Source organism: Streptomyces sp. NBC_01241 (assembly GCF_041435435.1).
GTDB lineage: Bacteria > Actinomycetota > Actinomycetes > Streptomycetales > Streptomycetaceae > Streptomyces.
The window spans coordinates 1-26,392 of record NZ_CP108494.1 but is presented as its reverse complement, the minus strand read 5'-3'; the positions used below and the strand labels follow the sequence as shown (position 1 = coordinate 26,392).

Here is a 26,392-nt window from a genome sequence, read left to right as displayed (position 1 = left end):
TGCGCCCGGCTCTGCCGATGGTGATCCGCAGGCGAATACAGGCCAGGCTCGGCGGAGACGGTGAACCAGCTGTTCGAGGCGATCCGCCGCGATCTCACCGGGTGGGCGACAGGCTGCCGAGGTTCCTGGCCGTCTCGGCACGGCGTGGCCCGCCAGACGGTCATGGAGACGATCTCGACGGTGCTGCCCCTGACACTTGACCTCCCGGCTGGCGAAGAGGAACGGGGCGAGGCCCGTCAGTTGTCATCAGTAAGGCGCGGGTGAACATGCATCGCAAGATGTTCAAGATGGCGGAGTTCACCGGCCTGTTCCCGCTCGCGGTGCTGTCCGACTGCGTCGTCTACCCGAGCCCCGGCCCCTCCCCGCTTAACTTCCTGCCCTACAGCGCCTCCGGCAAGCCGATCCCGGGCGCCTTCCGCCTCGGTCCCACGCCGGGCCTGGCCAAGGTCGAAGGCGTCCATCAAGGGCGACGGCCACGACGCCAAGTTCGACGAAGGCGAGTAGAGCCGTGGACGCCGGCAGCGCCGGCCAGGAGACGTTCACGAAGGAACCGTCCAAGACCCTCAAGGGCCAGATAGGCTACCTGATAAAGCAACTCAAGAGCACGCGGGCCGTCGCCCAGGAACTCGGGGTCAGCCAGCGGTCGGTGGAGCGCTACCTCAAAGGCGACCGCAAGCACCCGCCCAAGGCCATCGCCGACAAGATCAACGCCGCCGTACGCTCGCGTCGGCAGTCCCAGGTCCGCAAGCGCCGCCGAAAGCAGGCCGCCGAGACCGGCGGGATCACCGTGGAAACGGCTCCTCCCACCGCGGGCAGAAGGCCGCCGACCGGCTGACCAGCGCTTTCCCAAACGCGGTCATGGTGCACACCCCGATCGGCCGCATGTCCTACGAATCAGCTCGCGATCTTCCCTCATTCCTCGAACTGGACCGGCAGCTGAAGTTGCTGCGTCTGCTCGGGAAGGCCGGCCGGGAACAAGCAGCGTCGATCGAGACGCAGATGCGTGAGTTGGCGGACACCGTCGATGCCTTCTACCAGCTGCTCGGCGACAAGCACTGGATCTTCCACGACCGGCTTTCCCTCACGGCGGTGCGTGCCGTCCTGGAGACCGCGGGCGGCGACGTGGACCGGCCGAGCAGCTGCTGATCGAGCACTACCACGACCCCGAATGCCTGACGCTCATGCTTCTTCCCCTGCGGAAACTGCCTGATGATCTGCGATTTTTTGGCGGTGGTGGTTCGGCATTGTGATGTCAGTGCGGTAGCTGCGGTGTTTGTGCTGTTCAGATGGTCGCGGTGAGTAGTTCGGGTGGTGACACAGTTGCCGATTTCGTGCTGACGTTTTTGGTGATGATGCGGGTCGGTTTGTTGCCGGTCGGTACAGCATGGGTGTGTTGTTGCTGGTCAGGGCTGTGCTGGCAGGGGGTGGGTGCTGAGAGTTGGGGACGGGTGTCCTGTCTCTGTGAGGTGTAGGCAGTCCCGCTTTTCTGTAGGCGTGTACGGCTCTGTCTCGGTCATGTGTAGGCACAGCGACGACCTCCACGTCGTCACACAGGCCATCGCCGAATTCCACCGCTGCTTCCCGGTGCAGGCGCCCCTCCGAGGCACCAGCCGCACATGGCTCAGCACGACCACCGAGGCCACAGCAAGACAGATCGAGGCCCTCCTGAACCCTCCGAGAGACACAACCCGCGTCCACGGCCAGATGAGACATCGAGGCCCATCGACAGATCGGCGTCCTCGACTGATCACTCAGCCCCCGAGCGAGTGGGAGACCATATGACCGAGCCGAACAGGACCCCTGGTTGACCTTCACCTTGGGGGAGGCCACGATGTCTGCCCCGGTGACCGCGTGGATGGTCAGCGCTGTGGCGTGCAGGGGGTGTGCCACCGTGGTCAGCCGTGCGGCGAGAACGTCTGCTGGTGTGTGGTCACGCCCTCGCGCGGACGGTGCGCCGCTCGTTGTGGAGGCGAGCTCGGGTGCGCTTTGGCACCGGGCGCGTGCGGGACGGTCTATGACCATGCCGGCGGGCGGCGTCTGAGGGCTGATCCACTGCCCGTCGTCCTGGCGAGGGGTTGGTTCGATGTGCCGCTGCTGTCCGATGTTTCGCGTGCCGGTCAGTGAGGGGTCTGTCCGGTCAAGAGCGATACGGGCCTGGGGGAGGGTCTCGATGATGTGGTGCGGGGTTTCTTCGAGGAGCGTTCTCAGGGCCAGGCCGGCCGGTCGGTGCCAGAGGAGGGTGAGGCGGATACCGCACCGTTCCCGCAGGGTCAGCAGTTGTCTGAATCGGGTGGTGGTGAGGCGGTCGGTGCGGCAGACGATGAGGTGCCCGGTGCGGTGGGTGAGTATCCAGGTGGCGACGGCGTCCCAGGCGGGGCGCTGGGAGTCGGCCCATGTCCCGTACGTTTCTCCGTCTTGGGGGAGTCGTTTGCCCAGGGCGTAGAGGAGGTCGTGGGCGAGGGCGGCGGGTGCTCCGTTGGCGGGGCTGGGGTCGACGGTCAGACGACCCAGGACGGGTTCGTGTGCGGTATGCGCGGCGGCCGTCCATGCGGGGTGGTCGTCCTTGTCGTGGATGACGGTGACCGGTGGTGGGCCGCCGATGGTCACTACATGCCGCCGATTTTGCTGTAGACCCAGCGCACGAGGTCTTCGTCGACCTCTATGAGGTTCAGTTTCTTCATGCCGGCGAGGATGTGGGTGGTGATGTTGGCCCAGTTGCGGAAGCTGCCGTGGGCGGCCTGCTTGTCGATCGCGTCGATCAACACGGTGTCCACGTTCGCCCAGACGGGGTGGAAGGCGGGGATCGTCTCCCTCACTTCGTCCTTGGACATCCGGGTGAACTCCTGCCAGATGAAGATCCGGGAGGCCAGCATCGGCTCACGGCGCAGGACCTTGTAGCAGCCGTCGCCCCCGGCGAAGATCACCGCGATGTTGGTGCGTTTGTCGTCCCACAGATGGCGCCAGAACTCGAACCCGGTCTTCTTCATCCACTGCGCCTCGTCACAGACCAGGACCCGGAACTCCTCGGCGAGCGCCTCCTTGAGGAGGGTGTCGAACTCGATCGGGCGGGCCGGCGGCTCACCCGGCAGCCCCAGCGCCTGGAAGAGACCGTGGCGGATGTCCCGGGGAGTCGGTCCGGCCCGCAGCTCCAGGCGATGGGTGATGTCCGGGGCGAGATGCCGCAGTGCTGAGTTCACCGACATCGTCTTGCCGGATCCGGCCGGCCCGTAGACGCACATCATGGCTTTCGCCTCGATGACGGCCTCGATGTTGTCCCGCGTGGTCAGCAGCGTGTCGGTGCCGACCAACTGCCCCTGCTCCAGGCCCAGGAAGTGGTCTTCGCTCTCGTCGGGCAGCAGCCCGTAGTCCAGATCAGCGATCATCAGCCTTGGTCCTCATCAGGAGTAGGTGTGCGCGGGGGCTTCGGGCGGGCCCAGGTATCGGGCGCGGGGCCGTGCGGAACGAGACCGGGGCGGGCCAGCGCGCGGCGGTCCGTCTGCGCTGCTGCGCCCAGTTCCTCTTCGGCCTGCGCGGAGGTCGGGGAGGTGAGAGGCCTGGGCGGGGCGGCGGTGGTGGAGGCTTCGAAGCGCTGGCGGCGCAGTTTCTCCGCGGCCTTCAGATCGGCCTTGAGCCGCCGGGCGGCCGCGGTCCGTGCTGCCTGGACGGAGCGGATCTGCTCCCGGCTCGCCGCAGCGGCCAGGAACGCCGATCCGAGGTGGCGGCCGGTCGTGGCGTCGAAGACTTCGATGGTGTCGTCGTGATGGGGCAGGTGCCGTACCGAGACCTTGGTGCCGGTACGGCCGTTCATCCAGGGGCGAGGTAGTCCCGGCGGCGCCACCGCACCCCGCTGGTGCTGATCGTGTACGTACGGCCGTCGTCCTCCAGGGCGAACGTCGCCAGCTGCCCTGGGGACACATCCGTGAGCGGTGTCGCGTCGGCCTGCCACGCCTCGACTGGCGTCTTGCCGTTCAACGCGGACGGGTGGTGGCGGGTGTTCCACCAGGTCACCCAGTCCAGCAGCAGCCCCACGAACGCCTCATACGTCAGAGGCGGGGCGTCGGGGTCGGCGAGCCGGCCACCGGTGAGTTTCTGACGGCCGGTGTAGCGGGGGAGGGAGACGAGGAACATCTCCTCCACCGCGTCGTTCAACGCCTCGATCGAGCCCTTCAAGTGCGGGGTATAGGCAGGCAGATCGGTCACGGGAACGGCGAGCGCACCCATCGCCGCGGTGACCGTCGCACACAGGAACTCCTTGCCGCGATCGACCCGGATCTGACCCGGCAGCCCGCCCACCGGACCGAACGGCTCGCTGCGGGTGATCGCGATCCGCAGGGACGCCAGCACCGCGTCCCGGCTCGGAGCGTGCGCGGTGACCGCGGCCCCGGTGATCGCCTTGGTGACGCAGTCGATGAACCAGGTCACCCACGGTGTGGCCAGCTCGCCTTCTACATCGACTTCGACAGGCACGTGCTTGTGGTCGCCCTCCCACACCGCATTGCGGTGCGTCGGCGGGCGCTGCCCGAACACGTCGTGAGCACGGCGGGCGGCTTCCCCGCTCTTCAGCCCGGCCCGCTCGCCGCGGGTCAGGTCCCGGCGGATCGCCCGGTGCAACGTGGAGAGCGAGGGCACCGCGGGAGCGTTCGGATCGTCGGCCGCCCGCTGTACCAGCTCGGCGTGGACTCGGGAGGCGTTACCGCCCCACAGCGCCAGCAGCCGCCGGACTTCCGTGGTGACCGTGAAATGGGGCGCCTCCACCCGTGCGAGGCGGTGATCCTCGCGGGCAGCGGCCAGCCACCGCCACACTGTCCGCTCCGACTTCCCCAACGCCTTTGCCACCAGGCGCACATGCGCGGCGCTCAGCTCACCGCGGCTGTCGAGGTCCAGCAGTCGGGGCATTGCCGCCGCCCGGCCCGACGCTGGCGGGAACACGGCCACCGGACCGCTTTCGCGATCACCATCACGCCTTCCCTGCATCATGGCCCTTCCCACGAGAACCGGACGGCATGAACTGCCCTCCAGGCCCCAGGTATCGCAGCCCTTCGGCACCCTACTGACGTGAATCGGCATAAGACTGACAGCAGCCATGGTCATCCGGTACAGATGTGCCTCCACGTGGCGCCCAGCATGGTTGATCTGGTGCTCTGCACGGACGCCGACGCCCGCGTCTTGTGGCCGGGGTGCGTATCCGGTGTCACTGACCCAGGTACGGGGCGTGCTGCTCGGACGGTTCGGCCGGGTGCAGGCACGTCTATGGGCACGTGGTCATGTGTGGGTACGTGCGGGGGAGCGGCGGGTGCGGTGGCGTCGGGTGGTGAGGCTGTTGATGTCTGTGGTGGCCGCGGTCAGGGCGTCCAGCCTCTCACCCCGTCCAACTGACCGCCGTCCGAGGGATGAAAAGTCATACCGGACAAGGAGATGAGCTGTCCGCACACAAGGAGATCAACTCTCCGCTCACCCGGACGTCCCACTCTCCGTGGACAGCGACTTCGACGCCTACTGGCGCTACCACCAGCAACGCGATCACCTACGGTTCACACCATCCGCTACCGCGACATACTCGCCCTCGCCGCATGACCAACAGCCCGGGAACAAGGACTGCCCGCGGCGTTAGGGTTTCCGGGACAGGCCATACGGCACGCTGCACCCCTGGGGACGAAACAGTATGGGACACGGAGCGCGGAAGCAGCTGGCGGAGCTGCTCGGCGACGCACAGCGGCGCGGGGACTTCAGCACCCGTATCGAGATGTCGGCCCGCGCGCTGAGCATCGAGGTCGACGGGGTGGGGGAACTGCCGCTGCCGCTGCGTGCCCCGGTCACCAAGAAACTGATCGCGCAGGCCCGGCAGGCATCCTTCGGCCGCGGCGAGCAGACCCTGTCCGACACCAGCGTCCGCGACACCTGGGAGATCACCCCGGACCGCATCACGCTCGGCGGCACCGACTGGGACCGCACCCTGGACGGCGTCCTCGACGGTGTCCGCACCGCGCTCGGTCTGCCGCCCACCGTCGTCCTACGTGCCGAGCCGCACGCACTGCTCGTCTACGGCAAGGGCCAGTTCTTCCTGCCGCACCAGGACTCCGAGAAGGACGACTCCATGGTGGGCACCCTGGTCGTCTCGCTGCCCTCGCACCACACCGGCGGCGAACTCGTCGTCTCGCACGCCGGCCGCAGCGTCGTCCATCAGGCGTCCCGGGAGAAGCTGACCTTCGCCGCCTTCTACGCGGACTGCCTGCACGAGGTCAAGCCCGTCAAGTCCGGCTACCGCGTCACCCTCACCATGAACCTCCTCGCCGAACGCATCCGCCCGGCTGGCGAGGACGACGGGGACTCGGTCGCCGATCTGGCCCACTGCCTGACCGAACACTTCACCGAGCCGGCCGAAGAGCGCTACGCCTACGGCCGCCAGAAGGCCGCGCCCCCGAACCGCCTCGTGTACCTCCTCGACCATGAGTACACCCAGCGCGGCCTGGACTGGGACCGCCTCAAGGGAGCCGACGCCACCCGCACCGCCCTGCTCCGCCAGGCCGCCGCAGAGACGGACTGCGAAGCGGTCCTCGCGTTGGCCGAGGTGAAGGAGACCTGGGACGCGCATGCGCCGTACGACCGCTACGACTACTACGGCGAGGTCGAGCACTACGGCGACTGCGAGGACGAGGAGTGCGAGGGTGAATGTCTCCTGGACCCCGACGGGGAACCCGGTGCCGAGCGCAGCCGCAGCGGCGACTTCTCCAGCTACGAACTGAACGAGCTGATCGACGACGAGATCACGCTAAGCTGGTGGACCCGCCCGGACGGCACCGGCGGCGAGCAGATCAACCTGCCCGTCGCGTACGCCGAGGTGTGCGCCACCACCGAGAACAAGGACCTGACGCCCTACCAGTCCGAGTACGAGGGCTACATGGGCAACTACGGCAACACCCTCGACCGCTGGTACCGGCGGGCCGCCGTGGTCCTGTGGCCCCGGCAGCGCTCGTTCACGGCCCGCGCCGAGGCCGGCTCCGAGGGCGCACTGCGGGAACTTCAGGGCCACCTGGATGCCGGGGACCTCGACCGGGCGCGCACGCTCGCCCAGTCGCTCGCCCCGTTCTGGAAGCACCACGGTTCGGGCGAGGCGGCCGCGGCGCTCTTCGCCGCCGCCCTGCCCGTCGCGGTGGGACTGCGGGAAGCGGACACTGCCACGATGCTCCTCGCGCCTTTTGGAGTGGAGGCCTTGGGTTAGCGGCACGCCCCGGGTCTCGCGGCAGCGGCCGCGCGGTACGGACGGACGTGGGCCCGCGGGGCCGTCAGCAGCTGGTTCGGCACGGTTGGCGCGTACACCGGGGCCGGCCGCGCGGCGTGGCTCGAATCGCTGCCCGGCCTGTGCACCGCGCTGCGGGCCGTCGACGGCGATGGGGACGCGATGGCCTCGCCGCTGGCCGAGGGTGCCTGGCAAGCAGTCGAGCAGCAGCTCACCAGCTGGCTCGGCGTAGGCCGCGAGACGGAGCGCCGCACAGGCATGGAGGGGCTCGGCGCATCACTGGCCCGCGTCCTGCAGGCGGCAGGGCCCGAGACCGCCGACACCATCGCCGCCACGCTGCGCGGCCTGCCGGACACCGCCCTGGAATGCCTGCTCCCCGCCCTGCGCACCGCGGCCCGCCAGCCGACGACCATACGCGACGGCGCACCCGCCGCCCGCGCCTTCCAGACCCTCGCCGACCACTGCGAGGACCGGCTCGCCGCGGCCCTCACCCGCCCCGTACGCGCGGCCGACGACTGGTCCCTCACCCCGGCCGGGACATGCCGGACTGGCTGCGGACTCTGCCCCGACTTGGACGCCTTCCTCACCTCCCGTACCCGCCACGTCATGGAGTGGCCGCTCGCGAAGGACGGACGCCGCCACCTCCACAGCCGCATCGACCAGGCCGGCCTGCCCGTCTCCCACACCACCCGGCGCCAGGGACGCCCCTACGTTCTGGTCCTGACCAAGACGGACGCCGTCTTCACCCGTGAACAGGCGACCCGTACCCGCGCCGAGACCGACCTGGCGTGGCTGCGGGACAAATGGCCCCGGGCGTGCGGCTGAGAGGTGACACATCCGTACCTCTCCCCGACAGCGATGACGAGAAGAGCGAAGGGCGCGGGCAATGCCGTTGCTTGAATGGCTAAACCAGTTTGGGTACGAGGGTGATGGCCTTCGGCTGGACGCGGCGGGTCGGTTTGAGCCTCCCTGGCCCTGCCCTGCCCCGCTGCCCGTCCGGCGCCGCTTACGGCCAGCGCATTTCGATCTCGGACAGTTGCTGCACCCGCTCCGGCGGCAGCGTGGCGGCCCTGCTGCGCTGGTTGCTGATCCACGATCCCAGCTTGAGGTCTCGTTCCTCCTGGTTCTCGCGGCCGTCGCCGGTGACGATCCGTTCGACGTGTCCCCTGGGCACCCGAAGGTGCCCCTCTCGTTCGTAGTACTGGCGGGCGCGACGGTTCTGAAACTCATCGACGAGCACCAGGACCGCTTCGGGGCCGAGCCCGTACTCCGGGAACTGCACATCCCCGCCTCCACCTACTACCGGTGGCGCCGCACCGGGCACGAGCCGTGCGAACGGCACCGCCGGGACGCGGAACTCACCGAGCGGATCCGGGAGATCCACACCGACTCCGGGGGCATCTACGGCTCCCCGCGCGTGCACGCCGTACTCAAACGCGAGGGCACCGCGACCGGCCGCAAACGGATCGAGCGCCTGATGCGCGAGGCCGGCCTCCACGGAATCAGCCCCCGCCCACGCGGCAAAGGCTTCACCCGTCGCGACCCGGCCGCCACTCTCGCCCCCGACCTCGTGGACAGGAACTTCACCGCACCCGCACCGAACCGGCTGTGGGTCACCGACCTCACCATGATCACCACCGATGAGGGGCCCCTGTGGCTCTCCGCGATCCGGGACGCCTTCTCCCGCCGCGTGGTGGCCTGGGAGACCTCCGCCCGAGCGGACGCCGACCTGGTCCTCTCCTCGCTGGAGTACGCCCTCGCCAGCCGGGAAGTCGAGCCCGGCAAGCTCATTCATCACGCCGACCACGGCTGTTAATACACATCCATCAAGCTCACAACACGCCTGCTGCGGGCGGGAATCGAGGCATCAATGGGCTCGGTGGGCGACAGCTACGACAACGACCTCGCCGAGAATCTGTGGATGCTCATCAAGACCGAGTGCGTCCGCGGCCGCGTCTTCGAAACGAGGGCCGAGGCGAACCTCGCACTCTTCGAGTACATCGACGGCTTCTACAACAGCCGGCGCATCCAGAAACGCCTCGGCTACCTCAGCCCCATCGAGTTCGAAGAGAAGCATTACGCCAACCAGGCGACGACCGAACAAGCGAACGTCAAACCCCGCCAACCCGCCCTGAACAGCTAATCAGCACCTCCCGCACAGCGGGGGAACCTCAGACCGGGAGCCCTTCTGCCTGGCGCTGTTCGAGGTCCTGGGCGCGCCGGGCGGCGGCGCGGGCGTTCTTCAGCCAGATGCCGACTTTGTACCCCTGGTGGGCGGCGTCGAGCGGGGCCAGGAGGTGGCCGTGTTCGGCCGCCCATCCACGGGCGGCGGACAGGCCCTCCTCCCACGCGACGTCGAAGTGGGACCAGATCATGCCGAGCTTCTCCAGCTGCGCGATGCGGTCCTCGTCCATGTCCCCGCGGGCGTAGAAACGCCGGCAGTCGGCGGTCCACTGCCCCAGCGGGAAGTTCGCGAGCGAGGCCGGCCAGCCGACCCCCTCGGCTTCCTCGCCCTTCGATACGCGGTAGGTGAACGGGACGCGCAGGTCGCCGTGTTCGCGGGCGTAGATGACGGCGGCCTCCACGCCGCGTCGCCAGTGCTCGTGTTCGGGGTTGAGGACCCGCAGGTTGATGAACGCCGTGAGGGCGGCCGGGTCGCGGGGCGTGGAGAACTTCAGCAGCGCCTTGGCGGGGGCACTGACGCCACCGGAGCCCTCGCCGATCCCACCCGTGCTTTTTCCGCTCTCGTCCCTTTCCACGGGCTTGTAGCGGCTCGGGGCCTGCTGCTCCGCGAGGGTCTCCACGATCCTCGCGTCGTGTGCCCGCAGCGCCTCCAGGAGCTTGGCGAGCCCGCCGAACGCGCGGGATGTGAGCATGTTGTCCGGCGTCTCGCCGGGTCCGAGCAGCACCGGAACCACGAGCGAGGCCATCTTGCCCTCGCCCGGCTGCATCCGCAGCGCCCGGCCCACTGCCTGGACGAGGTCCGGCATGACGGTGAGGCAGCGTGAGTTCATGACCTGGGGTGCCTCAGTTTGAGCGAGACGGGGATGGGTTGGCTGTCTCGCTCAATCCGAGGTGTCGCGCTTTCGGGAGGACAGGCTGAGCTGAAGGCTGAAGGATCTTTCGTTCAGTCTGGATGGGCGGCGATCAACCCCACTGTCAACGGGCGGTGTTCTCTGCGTGAGTGTCCGAGGCCATCTGCATAGGGGCAGCGGCGACCAGCAGTGCGGCGAACACGATGGGAGCGGCTGTCTGGTACCCCATCCAGACTTCACCCCCGGCGCTGCTGCCCCGCCATGCCATCAGGAGGCCAGCCAGGGCCGCCAACACCCAGCCGCTGTCGTAGGCAATCATGAGCTGCGTGTAAGTGCGCATCGACCGGCTGCGCGTGTATTTGATCTCGATGCCGCCGCCGATCAGCAGGGCCACGCCTGAGACAGCCATCAGCCAAGCTGGCGTGCCGAGTAACCGGCCGAACGGGGCAGCGCCGGCGATGCAGACAGTGCCGAGCAGCACCTTGAAGGCGCCATCGGCGATGGCCCCCACCGTCTGGCGGGTCACCCGCGATGCCATGACCTGGGCCATGAGCGTCCTCCTTGAAGCTCGTCCCGATTGGTTTCGTAACGAGATTACGGCAATAATCAAACTATGAGAATGACGAGAGCGGAGGCCAAGGAACGCAACCGCCGGGCCTTGCTGGACGCTGCGTTCCAGGTCGTTTCCCGGGACGGGTACCGGGCCAAGCTTGAGGAGATCGCCGAACGCGCCGACCTGACCACCGGCGCCATCTACTCACTGTTCGGGAGCAAGAACGGCCTGGTGGTCGCCCTGGTCGCCGACTACCTGCGGCCGTACTACGAAGAGATCGAGCAGGCCGTTCCCGCTGGACTTGATCTGCTGGAAGCGGTCGACGCCTTCGCCCGGTACTATCGGCGCAGTTGTGACGCTCCGGACGCGTTGTCTCGCCTGTCGCTCCAGATCACCTTGCTGGACATGGCCCTGCATGACCCAGACCTGGGGTCCCAGCTCGCCACGTCCATCCGGTCGCAGGAGAACCATCTGATTGCGCAGTTCACCGGAAGGCCGCACAACGGAAGCACCGTGACGTCGCAACAGGCACAACGCCTGACCACCGCGCTCAGGGCACTGTTCGTCGGCCTCAGCCAGGGCGTCCCCCTCGGTCTCGCCCCTGGTGCCGACGAGCAATACTTCGCCGACACTGCCCGCGCTCTGGCATCCGAGATGTCCCTCATCGATCACGACGCGGACGCTTCGGGGTCTGTACAGCGAACGGTGGGACTCGGTTGATTGTTTCTACCGGCGTCCGGCAGTGAGCCGGCCGTCGAAGGTGATGTCGAAGGCTTGGAGTGCGGCTTTCCAGCGCATGGTCCAGCGCTTGCTTCCGGTGCCCTTGGGGTCCAGGCTCATCACCGCGAGGTAGACGCACTTGAGCGCGGCCTGTTCAGTGGGGAAGTGCCCGCGGGCCCTCACGGCCTTGCGGATACGGGCGTTGACGGACTCGATTGCGTTGGTGGTGCACACGATTTTCCGGATCTCAATATCGGACTGGAGGAAGGGGACGAACTCCGCCCAGGCGCTTTCCCACAGCCGCACGATCGCCGGGTATTTCCTTCCCCAGGCCTCATTGAACTCCATGAAGCGTTCCAGGGCGGCGTCCTCGGTCGGCGCGGTGTAGATGGGCTTGAGCGCCTTCGCGATCTTCTCCCAGTCCTGCCTGGCCGCGTAACGGAAGCTGTTCCGCAGGAGGTGAACCACGCACGTTTGCACGATCGTCGCAGGCCAGACCGTGTTGACCGCGTCCGGAAGACCGGTCAGGCCGTCGCAGACCAGCATCAGCACATCACGGGCGCCCCGGTTCTTGATCTCGGTAAGGACCTGCAGCCAGTACTTGGCGCCCTCGCCGCCGTCGCCGACCCACAGGCCCAGGATGTCCCGATGCCCCTCCGCCGTCACGGCCAAGGCCATGTAGACGGGCCGGTTGGCGACCTGCCCATCCCTGACCTTCACGTTCACGCAGTCGATGAAGACGACCGGATACACGCCTTGAATTCGATCGGTGGTTGCGAACATCCAAGGGGAGATGGTTCGCATGCCTCGTGGAGGAGCCAATCGCATGCCGTCGTCGGCCAGACGGCGGTACTTCGAGCTGCGGCGCAAGGGCCTGAAGGGGGCAGCGGCCGCCCGCCAAGTGGGCGTATCGGTGAGCTGCGGGTCCAACTGGTTCATCGATGCTGGAAGCATGATCATTCCTGACCCTCCCATCTCGCCACGCTTCCTGACCCAGGACGACCGGATCGCCATCGCCGACGGTCTGCGCGCCGGGCGGAGCCCGGTCGTCATCGCCGCCGAGATCGGCAAGAGCGTTTCGACGGTCTACCGGGAGATTGGACGCGGCCGGAAGGAGAACGGGGAGTACGAACCCTGGTGGGCACACAACCAGGCGCTCCTGCGTCGCCAACGCCCCAAAGAAGAGAAACTCCGCGACCACGGACCCCTGCGCGCGGCAGTGCGCGAGAAGCTCGACGAGAAGTGGTCCCCGCAGCAGATTGCTCGACACCTCGCACGCGAGCACCCGAACAACCCTCGCATGCGGGCCTGTCCGGAGACGATCTACCGTGGCCTGTTCGCTGGCCTTCTGGGCAAGCGTGAGGGCCGACTGCGCACCGGACGCACCCGCCGCAAGCGGCAACGCCGTGGCGTCGTCTCACCCAACAAGATCAAGAACATGACGCTCGTCCATGACCGACCCGCCACGGTCAACGATCGTGAAACGCCCGGCGATTGGGAGGGAGACCTCATCATCGGACGCGCTCAGCGGTCCGCTATAGGCACCCTCGTCGACCGCACGACCCGCTTCGTTCGCCTGATCCACCTGCCGCACGGCTGGAAGGCCCAGCCGATGCGCGACGCCCTGGTCTCGCAGACCGCCGATCTGCCACGAGCGTTGCGGCGGACCCTGACCTGGGACCAGGGGCGCGAGCTCGTGCTCCATGAAGAGATAGAGGCCCTCTCCGGCTTCCGGATCTATTTCTGCGATCCTCATTCTCCCTGGCAGCGCGGCACCAACGAGAACATCAACGGGCTGCTGCGGCAGTACTTCCCCAAGGGCACCGACCTTACGGTCCACTCCCTGCGCAACCTGACGGCCGTGGCCCGTCAGCTCAACGAGCGCCCCCGAATGGTCCTGGGAGACCGTACTCCGTCCGAGGTCATGCAAGACTGGGGCATAGCATCACAGTTTCCGTGATTCGCAATCACCGCTAGAAACCGCCCGCTGTCCAGGGGACGGTTCTGCCATTCGGCCATGCCGGCCATCACGCTGTCGGTGATCGTGGAGACAGTGGTCTTGGAGACCTCCGTGCCGTAGACCTCGGCCAGGTGGGCGGAGATCTCGCCGTGGGTAAGGCCCTTCGCGGACAGGGACAGGACCATCTCGTCCACGCCGCCCAGGCGCCGCTGGCGCTTCTTGACCAGCTGCGGTTCGAACGTGCCCGCCCGGTCCCGCGGCACCGCGATCTCCACCGGGCCGACCTCGGTGGTCACGGTCTTGGACCGGTGGCCGTTGCGGTAATTCTCCCGGCCGCCCTCGACCCGTTCACCGGGCTCGTGTCCGAGGTGGTCGGTCAGCTCACCCTCCAGCGCGGACTCCAGCACCTTGCGCGTCAGCTCCGCCAGAAGGCCGCCCTCGCCGGTCAGCTTCACTCCGCCGGCCTGGGCCCGGGCCACCAGTTCGGCAACCAGACTGTCATCCACAGCATCCAGCGCACCCACGGCGGCCTCCCCGGCCTTGATGTCACTCATCACGTCAGTCATCAACTGTCGCTTCCAGCTCGGGAGTTACACCGGTTACCGTACAGACCCCCATGAGGCGACGCGCGACGCTCAGGGCGAGTGCGGGGTCGGGTGTCCGAAAGACGGGATAGGCGATGTCGTTGGACATGCGGCGAGCATGCCACGTTCCGTCACCGCAGGTCATCGCATTTTCGGCGCGGTCGTACGCACGAGTCCGCTCGTGAGGTGAACGCTCGGAAGGCGAAGACAGGGCCACCTCTGCTCAGCCGGCCAACTCAGCTACTCACTGGCCAATTGAAGCGCTCAGTCACAAGCAGGTGTTGGCCTGCGAGCCGGCGCGAGGTCAGTAGTCGAGGTCGAGGTAGTCGATGTCGTTGAGGGTGACGTCGGAGAGCCCCATAGCGCGGGCTCCGCCGTCCTGGAAGTAGATCTCTTTGAGTCCTTCGGCGATGATCTGGCGCATCTGCTGGTCGCCGGCGCCAGTGTTGCGGGCGTCGAAGAGGCGCTGCGCGTACGCCGGGGGGAGGTGCACGGTGAGGCGGCGGAAGCGCCCGTCGTCGGTCGTGCCGATGGATGCGGTGTACCCGAAGCGGGCCCTGGTCTCCACGGTGATCCCGGTGGTGGTGGCGGCTTGTTGCTGTCGGCGTTTGCGGACCTGGGGCTGCCAGCGCTGCCGTGCGGCGTCGTTGATCTTGGCGGCGACGTCGGGGCGGGCGTGTTTGCGGGCGCCGCGCCGGTAGCGGTTGACGGAGTCGGCGGTGACCCCGATTTCCTGCGCAACGGCCTTGGCGCTGCCCAACTGCCGGATCAGGTAGCCGATCTGGCCCTTGAGGGTCTTGGGCGGCTGGCGGGTGAAGCTCTCCCGGTCGGCCCGCTCGATCGCCTCGTCGATCTCTCCGGCCACGGCCTACTCTCCTTCGTCGAGGACGGCGTCGCCGCCCTTGATGTGGCGGGCGGGGTTGTAGCCCTGTTCCATGAGGTCGACGGCCCAGAGCATGGACTGGACGCCCTCGAGCTTGGCCAGGCCCGGGGTGGGTCCGAGTCGGAAGCCGCCGGGCTGCGGCTTGCCGGACGCGGCGTAGGGCAGGAAGTCCAGCGGCGAGTCGCCCGGGCTGGGGTAGACGACGCAGTCGGAGAGTACGGCGAGTGGGTACAGGCCCGTCATGGTGGCCATGTTGCGCAGTTTGCGGTGCATGTTGATGCGGGCCTTGGAGATGACGGCGGCGCGGATGTCGGGACGCCAGGTCGGCCGCTGGAGGGCCGGCCACCGCTCGCCCTCCTGGTACTTCTTGCCCTGCGGGCGTTCGCGCAGCTTGCCGATACCGCCCTTGACGGTCGCCTTGATGGCCGCGAGGACGGCCGCCATCGCCGGGTCCACGTCCTTGTGCTGCTCCATCGCAGCGAGGAACTCAGCGTCGTCCAGATCTTTGGTGACGCCGAGGTCGGCGAGGGTGTCGACGTAGGCGGTCTTCAACCGGTCGTGCCACGGATCGAGGTAGGCGCCGGTCTCGCGGCGCAGGTACCCCTCCAGCGGAGCGACGTTGTAGCCGAGTTCCTGGGCGTAGGCGACGGTGTGCGTCTGGTACCAGGCCGGCCCGGCCGGGCGGCTGCCGTCCGGCGTGAACGGCGAGGGCAGACGCGGGTCCACCTCGACGTGGGACAGATCGACCAGCCAGCTCCCGGGGATCTTCGGGTTGAACGTCGGGGCACGGAAGTGGTCCGGCGCGGACAGGCCGACGACCAGGCGGGCCGCTGCGGCGAGAAAGGCGGTGTTCAGGTCGAGGCCGACCGCGTAGGGCAGCGTGCACTCCTCATCCGTCAGCAGGCTGACGTCGCGCACCCACTGGTACGCCTCCTCGTTGAGGAACCCGCCGCTCCAGCCGCTGTCGACGACGACGGGGTGTTCGGCGGTGGCCTCCGGCGGCGCCGGGTCCATCGGCTCCGCCCCCAGCGAGCCGGGATTGTGGCCGGGCACCCAGTTCCCCGTCGCCGGGTCCTGCACCGCGCGGGTGGGCGGGCGCAGCGCCGTCATCAGCTCCAGCCCGGACACGGCAGTCGACCCGCGCGGCGTGATGACCCGCTGGGCATAGATGCCCAGGACGCGGGCGATGTCGGCCGGCTCCATCTGCGCAACGCCGGGCCAGGACCGCTCATCGAGGGCGTCCCACGACAGGATCGCCAGCTGCACGCACTGCCGCTCGCGCCCCTGGACCTTGCGGTAGATCCTTGCCCACGGCCCGAACCCGCGCTGGGTGAGCCGCCATTTCGCCTCCACCACCTGCTTGACCACCGGGTGATCCTCTGCAAGGCGCAGGGAGCGGCGCTGCTCATGGCCCTCCAAGCGCTCGGGCAGTCCGAGCTTCACGGCGGCCGCGGCGGTGAGCACGATCAGCGGGTCGCTGTCCTTGCCGTTGCGGTGCAGACGCGCCGCACCGAGCCCGGACTCGCGCAGCGTCCACTCCACCAGCTCCACCACGCTTGTCGCCGGGCAGTCGAGCACGATGCCATCGACACCGTACGCGGAGCCGCCACCGCCCAGCACCGCGAGCGGGCCATGCGGGAACCGCGGATCGGCTACCGGCCTTGCAGCCTTTTGAGGGGCCGGACGCCGCGATGTCACGCCGGCCCGGGTGGCGAGACGCGCCGGCTCCGCACCTGGAACGTCGACAGACTGCGGGGCGTCTGCCGACTCCACCTCGGACGCGGTCGGTGCGGCCAACGCTGCCGGCACCGTCGCGGCAGCCGGGACGGCACCGGGGGCCGGATACTTCGCCGCCCACCCGTTCAGCAGCCGCTGGTAGGCATCAAGGCGCGGCGACTTCGGCTCGCTTCGGCCGTTCTCCCAGTTCTTCACAGACTGGGTCGTCGTCTTCAACGCGGTAGCGAGGCGGGCCTGGGTGATACCGGCGGCCTCACGCAGCCGGGCCCGCTCCGCCGGAGGCGGCAGGTGCGGCTCCTCGTTCAACAGCGCGTCGATGTTCGCGAACAGCTCTTCCTCGGATGCCATGTGTCTCTACCTCCAGTCTGGACAGTAGCAGAATTTACCCTTGCGTTTAACTCAAACATTTAACCCGTCCACAAGTCTGCCAATCTGACGTCAGAGGAGCGCGTCAGAAGCGAACACCCGTACGTAAAGGGTGAGTTGACGGATTTTTCTGTCCTGTTTCTGCGATGTGCAGGCAGTCCCGCTCTTCTATAGGCATGTGAGGCTCTGTCCCGGTCATGTGCAGGCAGGTTCTGGAGAGTTACGGTCTTGTGCAGGTGCGGCGGTCACGGCGCTGGATTCCTACGACTGGACGGGCCGTACGGTCGAGTACCACCGTGCGTAGGTCCGGGAGCACCTCGGCTTCCGCGAGTGCAGCGTCGCGGACGCGGAGAAGCTGACGGCGTATCCGGCCGAGCACGTTGCGCACAAGGAACGCAGGCCCGAGCAGGTCCGGGTGGAGCTGCCGGCACATTGCCGCATGGAGAGCATGTGAACCGCCCACGCCGGGCCGGTGCGACCGGATCGTGGCGGCTGCCCTGCGGGCGCCCGAGGAGTCGCTGACTGCGCAGATCTCCTCACGGCTGACGGCGGAGGACCATCGAGCGGCTGGCCGGCTCCGGCGGCCGCCGGCAACCGACCAGGACGACGACGCCGGACCCGACCATGTGGCGGTACGGAGGGCGACGACGCCTCCGGCGCCGGGGCCACCTCAAGGAAGCGGTCTACGTCAACACCCTCATGCTCCAAGACATCCTCGGTGAACCGGAGTGCGGCAGAGCTCCACGCCCGCCGGACCGGCGCTTTCGACCGACCCCGCTCTTCTGGTCCCATGTCCGCCCGTACGGAGAGGCCAATTTCGACATGGACGCCCGTCTCAACCTCGCTGCGGCCACCATGCCCGGCCCTCGGGCCCCGCTGGATGACCAGCCGACCCCACCCCGGGACCGGGAGAAGGCGGAGCTTCCGCCGATGCAGGCAAAGCGGTAGCGGGGCCGTTCTGAACCCTGCCACCTGTGCCGGGCGGCGCTGGGACGGTGAGTTCCAACGCGAGCGGGGACCTGGTGGTTGTGCAGAGGCGTCCTGTGCTAACAGTTGAAGTTCATCCATGCTGCTGAGGGCGCGCGTTCGTCGGCTGCGGGGAGGGGGCGAGTGGGTGTGTCGCGACGTAGGAAGATCACGGTCATGGTGGCGGCGGTCGTGTTGACCGTGTCGACGCCGTTCTTCTGGCTGCTGGACAGCCCAGATACCGGCCAGTTGGTTGCCGCCTCGGTCCAGGGCGCCACCGGTATTGCCGCCCTGGTTTGGGCGCTGATGCAGTCCCCAGCCACCCCACAGCCCCGGGTTGCGGTGGTCGATACCGGGAAGGCCAAGGCCACCGGTGGAGGCCGGGCGTCCACCGGCGTGCGACGCCCGCAAGATGCCGGGAGCGGGGCGATTCGGGCGGAGCGTCGCCGCCCGCGCCCGCGGCGCCCGGCTCGGCCGCCCGCCGGCCATGACCGAGGAACAGGTGCGCCACGCCCGCGACCTGCTCACTCACCCAGAGAACTCCGTCTCCTCGATCGCCAAGTTCCTCGGCGTCTCCCGCGACACGATCTGCAAGTACGTGCCCGAGCTGAAGGGCGGACGACTCGCGCTCGCCGAGCCGACAGGGGCAGCCGCACTGCCCCGCCCAGCGCAGTCGGCAAAGTAACCACGGCATCGCCCCAGGTCAGCGATATCCGTTGTTCTTGCGGCGGCTGACCCGGCCCCCTCAGGTGGGCGGAAATCCGCTTGGTGAACCCTCTCGCCCGTGCTGAAATGCGCGGATGGATACTTCTGAGGTACTCGCCCTCTTCGACCGTCAGATGCGGCGGGATACCCTCGCCGACGCGCCCGGCGCCCGGGTCGAGCGGGTCGGCAAGGTGGTGCGGCAGGTCGGCGTCGAGGGCGGCTGGAGCGCGGTCGTCTGGTCCGGCCTCGACCGAGCCTACGGCGCGCGACCGGCGATCGCCGAGCAGGTGCAGTACTTCACCGAGCTGGGCCGTGAGTTCGAGTGGAAGCTCTACTCGCACGACCAGCCGGAGGATCTCGGCGAGCTGCTGCTGGCGGCCGGGTTCGAGGCTGAGCCCGACGAGGCCCTGATGATCGCCCGGATCGCCGACCTGCCCGATGGCAGCGGACTGCCCGAGGGTGTCCGGCTGCACCCGGTGACTACCCCAGCCGACGTGGAGCTCATGCTGTCCGCGCACGAGGGGGCGTTCGAGACGACTGCGGACTGGTTGCGGCCGAGCCTGCTCGACATGCTGGCCGAGAGCCCGGGGGCGGTCAGCATGGTCGTCGCGATGGCCGGCGACATGCCGGTCTGCGGGGCGCGGATGGAACTACACCCGGGCACCGAGTTCGCCAGCCTCTGGGGCGGCGGCACCGTACCCGCCTGGCGCGGCCGGGGGATCTACCGGGCGCTGGTTGCGCACCGCGCCGAGATCGCCGCCGAGCACGGCTACCACTACCTGCAGGTGGACGCCTCCGACCAGAGCCGCCCGATCCTGCAGCGGCTCGGCTTCGCCGCTCTGAGCACCACGACCCCGTACGTGTACAAGCCGTAGCCGGTACCCCCTGCTCAACGCTTCTCGCTCGCGGGCTGGAGCACTTCGGCCGGGCAGGGGTGAGGAACCTCCCGGGCCTGGAGGACTCTGGTGCGCAATTCTCTGCGGCTGCTTGACCGGTAGGTGATGATCGTTCCTGCGGTCGTTACGTGTCGTCCGGCCGTGGAGGGTGGGTTGTGATGTCGTTGCGGCCGATGGGGCTGCCGCCGGTGCCGGAGCAGACGGTGCGGGTCGCGCGGGCGGCGTTCCCGCAGGGGAGTTTGGCGATCCGGGTGCGGGACCGGCTCGGGGAGGTCTTCACCGATGAGCCGTTCGCCGAGGCGTTCGGGGTGCGTGGGGCGCCGGGTCTGTCGCCGGGGATGCTGTCGCTGGTCACGGTGTTGCAGTTCGCGGAGAATTTGACTGATCGGCAGGCCGCGGCGATGGCGATACGGGCCATCGACTGGGAGTACGCCCTCGGCCTGGAGCTGACGGACACCGGCTTCGACCACAGTGTGCTGCCCCGGTTCCGGGCCCGCCTGGTCGGCAACGGCATGGAGCGTGTCGTCTTCGACCGGCTCCTTGAGTACTGCGTGGACGCCGGGCTGGTGGCCGCGGGAGGAAAGCAGCGCACCGATTCCACCCATGTGGTCAGCGCGGTACGGGACTTGAACCGGTTGGAGCTGGCCGGGGAGAGCGTGCGGGCTGCGCTGGAGGCGCTGTCGGTCGCGGCACCGGACTGGCTGGCCCGGGCCGTGGACGTGCCGGAGTTCGCCCACCGCTACGGACCTCGGGTCGACAGCTGGAAACTGCCCGGCTCCAAGGTCAAGCGCGACCAGTTGTCCCAGGTCTACGGACAGGACGCGTTGCGGCTGTGCCGGGCCGTCTGGTCGCCCGACGCGCCGGCCTGGCTGCGGGAGATCGGGGCCGTGGACATCATGCGCCAAGTCCTCGTGCAGACCTACACCGTCCGCACCAGCAGCCGGGGCAAGGAGGTGGTCAGCAAGCGGGAAGCCGACGAGGACGGTGTCCCGCCCGGCCATCTCCGCCTCGCCTCGCCCTACGACACCGACGCCCGCTGGTCCGCCAAGGGCGACGACCTGTTCTGGCTCGGCTACAAGGTCCATCTCACCGAGAGCTGCGACAACACTCCCCGAAGCCGAAGCCGAAGCCGAAGCCGAAGCCGAAGCCGAAGCCGAAGTCCGGGGACGGCCGAACCTGATCACGGATGTGACCACCACCCTGTCGACGGTGCCGGACGTGAAGGCCACCGCGCCGATCCAGCAACAACTCGCCGACCGCGGCCTGCCGCCCGCCGAGCACTACCTGGACTCCGGTTACCCCTCCGCCGAACTGATCGAGACCGCCCGCAGCCGCGGAACCGTCATGGTCACTCCCGTCCTCCTCGACCGATCCGCCCAGGCCAAGAGCCACGCCGGCTACGACAAGAGCGCCTTCCGGATCGACTGGAAAGCCCGACGGGTCCGCTGCCCCCAGGGCAACACCAGCACCGGATGGCACCCGGTGCGACAACGCGAACGAGACGCCATCGTCGTCGAGTTCGCTAAGACGGACTGCCAAGCATGCCCCGTCCGACCCGAGTGCACCTCGGCCCGGCGCGGCAACCGCATGCTCACCCTCTACCCCGAGCACCTGCACACCGTCCTCGCCGCCGCCCGCGCCGAACAGAAGACCAAGACCTGGAAGGACAAGTACGCCCTGCGGGCCGGAGTGGAAGGAACCATCAACCGTGCGACACGAGGGCGCACGATACGAGTGAACACACCGAGTGGAGGTTCGATGTTGAAGGTGTAGTTCCGGGCCAGTGTCCAGGGTCTGTCCCCACCCTGACGTGCGTTGCGGGTAACCGCGGGGTGCGGAGCTCAGGGGGTCAAGCCCAAGGGTGCCCGTGCCATCCGGGGACCACAGGCGAAGGGGAAGACTGGACGGGCGAACGACGAGTGAACCCCTGGTTGATGTCTCGTCAGGTATCAGCCCGGATGATGGATCGCTCTGCCGGAGTCCAGGAACCGGCCGTTGAGAGGCGGCAAGCGGCGACTGTAAGAGGTGAGTTGCAGTCGTAGGACACCGCTGTTCCCGGGGCATAGGGGGCGCCCACCCCAGTCGGATCTCGTACGTGTGCAACGCGGAAACCCCGTCGGGGTCCGGGGCCGGTTATCCGGTGCCCGGTTGGCCGACCGCGAGGAGAGCTCAACTCCCCGGCGGGAACAGGAGGACCCAAGAAGCGAACGCCGGCGGCCGAAAGGCAGCGGGAAAGCGGGACACGATGACCGGCCCCTCCGCCGGTCGTCTCGTATAACCGGCCGGATACGGGCAGCTGCCCGGACCCGAAAGGGTGCTGACGTGGGTCTGGTGGGCCTGTGAAGTGACGATGACCGAAGGCGATGGAACCGAGGGACAAGTTGGACACCAAGGCGGTGAAGGAGGCCGGGATGGCAGATGCCGCTCCGGCTGTGATCGCGGTGGTGAACGGACCCGAGGACGATGTCACCGACTGGCTGTCGATCGACTGGCAGCGGGTGGATGACGACGTACGGCGGCTGCGGCAGAGGATCTTCACGGCGTCACAGGCAGGGGACCTGAAGAGGGTCCGCAATTTGCAGAAGCTGATGCTCCGTTCCCGCGCCAACGCACTGCATGCGGTGCGGCGGGTGACGGAGGTCAACGCTGGCCGCGAGACGGCGGGCGTCGACGGCAAGGTGGTGCTGACCGCGCCCGGCAAGGCCGAGGTGGCCGACTGGGTGCAGCACCGCTCCGAGTCGTGGACGGCCCGGCCCGTCAGACGGGTGTATGTGCCGAAGCCCGACGGGCGTCGGCGTCCGCTCGGCATTCCCGTGATCTTGGACCGCTGTCTTCAGGCTGTGGTCCTTGGTGCTCTGGAGCCCGAGTGGGAGGCACGGTTCGAGCCGAGGTCCTACGGATTCAGGCCCGGCCGTGGCTGTCATGACGCGATCGAGTCCATCTTTCTGACCTGCCGGGGCCCCAACCCTGGTCGGCCATGGGTACTTGACGCGGACCTGGCGGCGGCATTCGACCGGATCGACCATGATCACTTGCTCCGGCGGCTCGGCACGTTTCCCGCGCGGGAACTGGTCGCGCAGTGGCTGCGGGCCGGTGTGGTCGAGGACGGTCGGCTCACCGAGACCGGGGAGGAACTCCCCAGGGCGGTGTGATCACGCCCCCAACGCAATGGGTAACTCGGGCATGAGTCACCCTCCGTAGCGTCTTGATCTTGATGCTGGTCGTCGGCGGTGCGCTCACGCACGGGTATGCGGTGCCGGATGGTGATCTTCTCGGGGCCGACGAGGACGTCCTTGACGAGGAGCCTCAGGACGCGCTGGCGCTCGGGGACCTCGGCTGTCCCAGCGTTCTCGCGGAGCTGGGCGAGGAAGCCTTCGAGGTCGTCAGCGAGCTTGAGGTAGGCGTCGCGGTCGGCGAGCTGGGCTTCCAGCGCGTCGAGTTGGCCACGCAGGTTACTCTCCCGGGCCCGCAGGCCGGGCATCCGGGCCCGCAGTTCATCGATGGTGACGAGCTGTTCCTGGAACGCCTCGATCATGCGCGTGATCGCTGCGGTGGCCTTGGCCAGGGCCAGTTCGAGACGGCTGCGCTGGCGGGTGGCGGGGTCGGAGGTGCGGGCACGGTCCAGCCGCTTGTCGATCTCGGACCGGATCAGGTGCGGGTCGGCGATCATGCCGATGATGTGGTCCCAGACGACGGTGTCGAGGTAGTCGGCGCGGACGGGCTTGTTGGTGCAGACCCGGCCGCCCGCGTAGCGGTAGTCGTCGGAGCCCAGGCACCGGTAGTAGTAGATCTTCTTGCCGGAGGAAGTAGTGGTCGAGGTGCGGTAGTAGCCGTATCCGCAGCTCACACACGCCGACAGCCCCTGAAGCAGGGAGGGGACCTTGCTGTTGCGCGAAGCGAAGCGCTTGTTGTCGGCGAGCCGCTGGGCGGCGCGTTCGAAGGTGGCCGGGGTGACGAGCGCGGGAACGGGGATGGTGATCCACTCCTCGCGGGGGCGGTCGGCGGTCTTGACGGCGCGCGGAGTACTGCGGCCCTCCAGGCGGGCCCGGCGGTTCAGGCCCGGGGACTCGTGGAGGATCTGGGTCTTGCCGAAGGCTGCCTGCCCTTGGTAGGCCGGGGTTTTGAGCATGCCCCAGACCACGCTGCGGTCCCAGCGGGTCTTGCCGGTGCGGGTGGGAGTGCCGCTGTCGGTGAGCCAGCGGGTCAGGTCCGCGATGGAGACCCCGTCGTCGGTATAGCGGCGGAACAGCTCGACCACCAGCGCCGCCTCGGACTCGACGATCTCGTAGGTGGCCCCGCACTCGCGGGGTCTTGCGCAGGTAGCGGTAGCCGAACGGGGCTCCGCCCAGCACGTTCACCGCCCCCGAGCGGGCCCGGTAGGTCTTCCCGCGCCGGTAGCGTTCCATCAGCTGGGCCTTCTCGTACTCGGCGAACATGCCCTGGAACTGGACCATCAGCTGGTCCTCGGGGCTGTCGCCGCGTGGGCCGCGGACGAACTCCACCCGGGTGCCTGCCCGGGCGAACTCCTCGACCAGCAGGGCCTGGTAAGCGAACTTGCGGGCGAGGCGGTCGGGCGCATAGCACAGCACCACATCCACGCCGACCTGGGCGACCAGGTCGCGCAACCGCTCCAGCGCGGGCCGCACCAGGGTCGCCCCGGAGTGCCCCTCGTCCTCGAACACCCACTCCTCGGGCAGCTCAAGACGCTGTTCTGCGACGTGCGCGCGCAGGGCCGCGGTCTGCGAGCTGATCGTCTGGTCCTTCTTCTGCCGGGCCGAGGACACCCGGGCGTAGATCGCCACGCTGGTCATCGCTCACTCCTGCCTGCTCCAGGCGATCCCGTATCCGGGCCCGCCGCTGCGGAACCAACGCCGCATAGGCCGCGGACAAGTCCGCCGCCGCATGACGGTCGAAGACCGCCTCCACCTCCACCGGCCGGCCGCTCACCTGCCCGGCCGCCCCTCGGGGCACCCCGCTCAAGGAATTCGGCCAGGGCCTGGGCCACCACCGCGGAGATCGCCCGGTCGCTCTCGTGGGCACGGGCGCGGATCTGTCCTGCCAGCGATTCCGGCAGCTTGACAGTGAACACCACGCTCGACTCGGGGACTTCGAGATGTCCAGCGGCCATGGCCTGCTCCAGATACCGGCGTGCCTGACGCACCGACACCCCGTACCTACTCGCCAACGTGCGGGCGGCTGCGGCCACGGGCGCACCCGCCCCGACCAGATCCGCGGCGGCGTTGACCCGCCGGGCGTACTCGACGCTATCGACACGATCACCACGCACCATGTCACAAACCTACCACCCGTAGCGGCGCTCGCCACCCTCCGCGCGAGGAAGGAGTTCCAAGCGCCGGTAGCCGAGCGTCACCTCGAAGCAGAAGTTGCCCATTGCGTTGGGGGCGTGATCAGCCCCGCGCTGATGAACGTGGCTCTGCACGGAATGGAGGAGGCCGCCGGGGTGCGGTATCACGCGAGCGGCATCCACGCCGGGAGCGTGATGCGCAAGAGCCCCGTGCTGGTGAGGTACGCAGACGATCTGGTGGCGATGTGCCACAGCCGTGAGCAGGCCGAGGAGGTCAAGCAGCGGCTCGCCGCCTGGCTGGAACCCAGAGGGCTCGCCTTCAACGAGGACAAGACGCGCATCGTGCGCCTCACCGAGGGCTTCTGCTTCCTGGGCTTCCACGTCCGGCTGTATCGCAACCGGAAACTGCTGATCAAACCCAGCAAGGCGTCCGTGAAACGGATCCGGAAACGGCTCGCCGCCGAGATGTGGGACCTGCGCGGGTCCAATGCCGAGGCGGTGATCAGGACCCTCAACCCGATCATCCGGGGCTGGTCCGCCTACTTCCGGATCGGGGTGTCCAGCAGGGTCTTCAGCTCGCTGGACTTCTACGTGTGGCAGCTCGCCTACAAGTGGGCCAAGCACGAACACGCGAACAAGCCAAAGGACTGGATCGTGCACCGCTACTTCGGAGAGTTCAACCCCCGCCGGGGTGACCGGTGGGTCTTCGGAGACCGGCGGCAGCGGACGGTTCCTCACCAAGTTCGCGTGGACGAAGATCGTCCGGCACCAGCTCGTCAAGTTCGGGGCGTCTCCGGATGACCCGGCACTGACCGAGTACTGGGCCCGGCGGCGGCGCAAGGACGTGATCCCGCTGATCGACAAGGCCGACTGGCACCTGCTCAACCGCCAGAACGGCCGCTGTCCGCTCTGCGGGAGCTCTTCTGCTGCACGCTGACCATCCGCCGTCCAGCCCCATCGCGTGGGAAGCACGCCCAGGCCGCGGGCGACCCGCAAAGCGATCAGCCCGCCAAGGCGATCGTCATCACCGGGCCGGGCGCACCGGACGCCCCACCCGCCCAACTCCTGCACGCCCACCTGCCGACAACGGCTTGTCACCGCCACCGGCAAGGCCCAGCCTTCTTCGCCCGCCCGTGAGCCATAGGGGCCTGCTTGAGCCGTGTGCGGGGCCAGCCTGCCCGCACGGTTCTCCAGGGGGCGGCGGCGCGGCAACGCGCCGCCGCTGCCCGACAGGCACTCGACATCGCCGGCATCCGCCGGGCCCGCTACCGCGGGCTGCCGAAGAGTCCGCCTCCAGCACGCCTTCTCCCGCCACCGCGATCAACCTCATCCGCCTAGACGCCCACTGGACCGAGCATCCACTGGACCCGCGGCCGCGCCAGCAACCTCACCCGCCTCAGCTGCTCTGACTCACAGCCCTGACCACCCACCCGGAATTGCGCACC

At 68.4% G+C, this 26,392-nt stretch carries 21 protein-coding genes and 6 pseudogenes; 15 read left to right on the top strand and 12 right to left on the bottom strand.

The genetic code is table 11. The annotated features are described in order from the left end of the window. Nucleotides 1-239: 239 nt before the first annotated feature. The 3 genes and pseudogenes from OG306_RS00135 to OG306_RS00125 form a co-directional block, all read left to right on the top strand. A pseudogene (locus OG306_RS00135) lies at nt 240-578 on the top strand (hypothetical protein); the annotation flags it as partial. After that, nucleotides 509-796, top strand: a pseudogene (tpg, locus tag OG306_RS00130) (telomere-protecting terminal protein Tpg); the annotation flags it as partial. The pseudogenes OG306_RS00135 and tpg (OG306_RS00130), both read left to right, overlap by 70 nt. Before the next feature lie 86 nt (nt 797-882). Next, nucleotides 883-1,146: a hypothetical protein gene (locus tag OG306_RS00125; protein WP_371665017.1), complete on the top strand. Its 264-nt coding sequence runs from the start codon at nt 883-885 to the stop codon at nt 1,144-1,146. 1,460 nt (nt 1,147-2,606) lie between these two features. Here the strand turns inward: OG306_RS00125 and OG306_RS00120 are convergent. Both OG306_RS00120 and OG306_RS00115 read right to left on the bottom strand, forming a co-directional pair. Continuing rightward, on the bottom strand, nt 2,607-3,383 hold the full coding sequence (locus OG306_RS00120; protein WP_266908880.1) for an AAA family ATPase: 777 nt from the start codon (nt 3,381-3,383) through the stop codon (nt 2,607-2,609). Beyond that, a pseudogene (locus OG306_RS00115) lies at nt 3,383-4,896 on the bottom strand (Mu transposase C-terminal domain-containing protein). Before OG306_RS00115 ends, OG306_RS00120 begins: the two are co-directional and overlap by 1 nt. A gap of 766 nt (nt 4,897-5,662) precedes the next feature. On the opposite strand from OG306_RS00115, the gene OG306_RS00110 reads away from it, so the two are divergent. Continuing rightward, on the top strand, nt 5,663-7,219 hold the full coding sequence (locus tag OG306_RS00110; RefSeq protein ID WP_371665016.1) for a 2OG-Fe(II) oxygenase: 1,557 nt from the start codon (nt 5,663-5,665) through the stop codon (nt 7,217-7,219). A 180-nt stretch (nt 7,220-7,399) separates the two neighbouring features. Further along, on the top strand, nt 7,400-8,062 hold the full coding sequence (locus OG306_RS00105; protein ID WP_371665015.1) for a hypothetical protein: 663 nt from the start codon (nt 7,400-7,402) through the stop codon (nt 8,060-8,062). A gap of 181 nt (nt 8,063-8,243) precedes the next feature. Here OG306_RS00105 and OG306_RS00100 read toward each other — a convergent pair whose 3' ends face one another. Then, on the bottom strand, nt 8,244-8,411 hold the full coding sequence (locus OG306_RS00100) for a helicase associated domain-containing protein (protein WP_266908874.1): 168 nt from the start codon (nt 8,409-8,411) through the stop codon (nt 8,244-8,246). Nucleotides 8,412-8,417: 6 nt separating this feature from the next. Between OG306_RS00100 and OG306_RS00095 the strand changes: the two genes are divergently transcribed. Continuing rightward, the gene (locus OG306_RS00095; RefSeq protein ID WP_371665014.1) at nt 8,418-9,053 is read left to right on the top strand and encodes an IS3 family transposase; all 636 of its coding nucleotides are present in this window, start codon (nt 8,418-8,420) and stop codon (nt 9,051-9,053) included. 9 nt (nt 9,054-9,062) lie between these two features. Beyond that, complete coding sequence (locus OG306_RS00090) at nt 9,063-9,380, top strand: IS3 family transposase (protein ID WP_371666197.1); 318 nt, start codon at nt 9,063-9,065, stop codon at nt 9,378-9,380. Between the two features lie 28 nt (nt 9,381-9,408). On the opposite strand, the gene OG306_RS00085 is transcribed toward OG306_RS00090, so the two are convergent. Next, nucleotides 9,409-10,251 carry a helicase associated domain-containing protein gene (locus OG306_RS00085; protein ID WP_405680158.1) on the bottom strand — a complete coding sequence of 281 codons (843 nt, stop codon included), beginning with the start codon at nt 10,249-10,251 and terminating at the stop codon, nt 9,409-9,411. 145 nt (nt 10,252-10,396) lie between these two features. Continuing rightward, a complete protein-coding gene (locus tag OG306_RS00080) occupies nt 10,397-10,822 on the bottom strand; it encodes a hypothetical protein (protein ID WP_266908870.1) in 426 nt (141 codons plus the stop codon). 69 nt (nt 10,823-10,891) lie between these two features. Between OG306_RS00080 and OG306_RS00075 the strand changes: the two genes are divergently transcribed. Continuing rightward, nucleotides 10,892-11,545, top strand: a complete 654-nt coding sequence (locus OG306_RS00075; RefSeq protein WP_266908927.1) for a TetR/AcrR family transcriptional regulator — start codon at nt 10,892-10,894, stop codon at nt 11,543-11,545. 6 nt (nt 11,546-11,551) lie between these two features. Here the strand turns inward: OG306_RS00075 and OG306_RS00070 are convergent. Next, nucleotides 11,552-12,298: pseudogene (locus OG306_RS00070) on the bottom strand (IS256 family transposase); the annotation flags it as partial. Between the two features lie 49 nt (nt 12,299-12,347). On the opposite strand from OG306_RS00070, the gene OG306_RS00065 reads away from it, so the two are divergent. Beyond that, the gene (locus OG306_RS00065; protein ID WP_432762221.1) at nt 12,348-13,505 is read left to right on the top strand and encodes an IS30 family transposase; all 1,158 of its coding nucleotides are present in this window, start codon (nt 12,348-12,350) and stop codon (nt 13,503-13,505) included. On the opposite strand, the gene OG306_RS00060 is transcribed toward OG306_RS00065, so the two are convergent. The 3 genes from OG306_RS00060 to tap form a co-directional block, all read right to left on the bottom strand. Next, nucleotides 13,415-14,071 (bottom strand): transposase, encoded by a 657-nt coding sequence (locus OG306_RS00060; RefSeq protein ID WP_353963819.1) that lies wholly within the window; start codon nt 14,069-14,071, stop codon nt 13,415-13,417. The genes OG306_RS00065 and OG306_RS00060 overlap by 91 nt on opposite strands. A gap of 322 nt (nt 14,072-14,393) precedes the next feature. Then, entirely contained in the window at nt 14,394-14,954 is a 561-nt protein-coding gene (tpg, locus tag OG306_RS00055) for a telomere-protecting terminal protein Tpg (protein ID WP_327258282.1), read from the bottom strand. Nucleotides 14,955-14,957: 3 nt separating this feature from the next. Next, nucleotides 14,958-17,057, bottom strand: a complete 2,100-nt coding sequence (tap, locus tag OG306_RS00050) for a telomere-associated protein Tap (RefSeq protein WP_371665013.1) — start codon at nt 17,055-17,057, stop codon at nt 14,958-14,960. A 1,396-nt stretch (nt 17,058-18,453) separates the two neighbouring features. Between tap and OG306_RS00045 the strand changes: the two genes are divergently transcribed. The 5 genes from OG306_RS00045 to OG306_RS00025 all read left to right on the top strand — a co-directional run bounded on the left by OG306_RS00045 (nt 18,454) and on the right by OG306_RS00025 (nt 22,794). After that, nucleotides 18,454-18,726 carry a helix-turn-helix domain-containing protein gene (locus tag OG306_RS00045; RefSeq protein WP_266752904.1) on the top strand — a complete coding sequence of 91 codons (273 nt, stop codon included), beginning with the start codon at nt 18,454-18,456 and terminating at the stop codon, nt 18,724-18,726. A 115-nt stretch (nt 18,727-18,841) separates the two neighbouring features. Beyond that, complete coding sequence (locus OG306_RS00040; RefSeq protein ID WP_371665012.1) at nt 18,842-19,621, top strand: GNAT family N-acetyltransferase; 780 nt, start codon at nt 18,842-18,844, stop codon at nt 19,619-19,621. 179 nt (nt 19,622-19,800) lie between these two features. Next, complete coding sequence (locus OG306_RS00035; protein ID WP_371665011.1) at nt 19,801-21,168, top strand: transposase; 1,368 nt, start codon at nt 19,801-19,803, stop codon at nt 21,166-21,168. Then, entirely contained in the window at nt 21,125-21,415 is a 291-nt protein-coding gene (locus OG306_RS00030; RefSeq protein ID WP_371665010.1) for a transposase, read from the top strand. The genes OG306_RS00035 and OG306_RS00030 overlap by 44 nt, the downstream gene beginning before the upstream one ends. 590 nt (nt 21,416-22,005) lie before the next feature. Continuing rightward, entirely contained in the window at nt 22,006-22,794 is a 789-nt protein-coding gene (locus OG306_RS00025; protein ID WP_371665009.1) for a reverse transcriptase N-terminal domain-containing protein, read from the top strand. 536 nt (nt 22,795-23,330) lie between these two features. Here the strand turns inward: OG306_RS00025 and OG306_RS00020 are convergent. The 3 genes and pseudogenes from OG306_RS00020 to OG306_RS00010 all read right to left on the bottom strand — a co-directional run. After that, a pseudogene (locus tag OG306_RS00020) lies at nt 23,331-23,903 on the bottom strand (recombinase family protein); the annotation flags it as partial. Nucleotides 23,904-24,012: 109 nt separating this feature from the next. Continuing rightward, nucleotides 24,013-24,453 (bottom strand): annotated as a pseudogene (locus OG306_RS00015) (recombinase family protein); the annotation flags it as partial. Then, nucleotides 24,450-24,932, bottom strand: a complete 483-nt coding sequence (locus OG306_RS00010) for a hypothetical protein (protein ID WP_371665008.1) — start codon at nt 24,930-24,932, stop codon at nt 24,450-24,452. The pseudogene OG306_RS00015 and the gene OG306_RS00010, both read right to left, overlap by 4 nt. Before the next feature lie 114 nt (nt 24,933-25,046). On the opposite strand from OG306_RS00010, the gene OG306_RS00005 reads away from it, so the two are divergent. Further along, nucleotides 25,047-25,748, top strand: a complete 702-nt coding sequence (locus OG306_RS00005; protein WP_371665007.1) for a group II intron maturase-specific domain-containing protein — start codon at nt 25,047-25,049, stop codon at nt 25,746-25,748. Nucleotides 25,749-26,392: the final 644 nt, after the last annotated feature.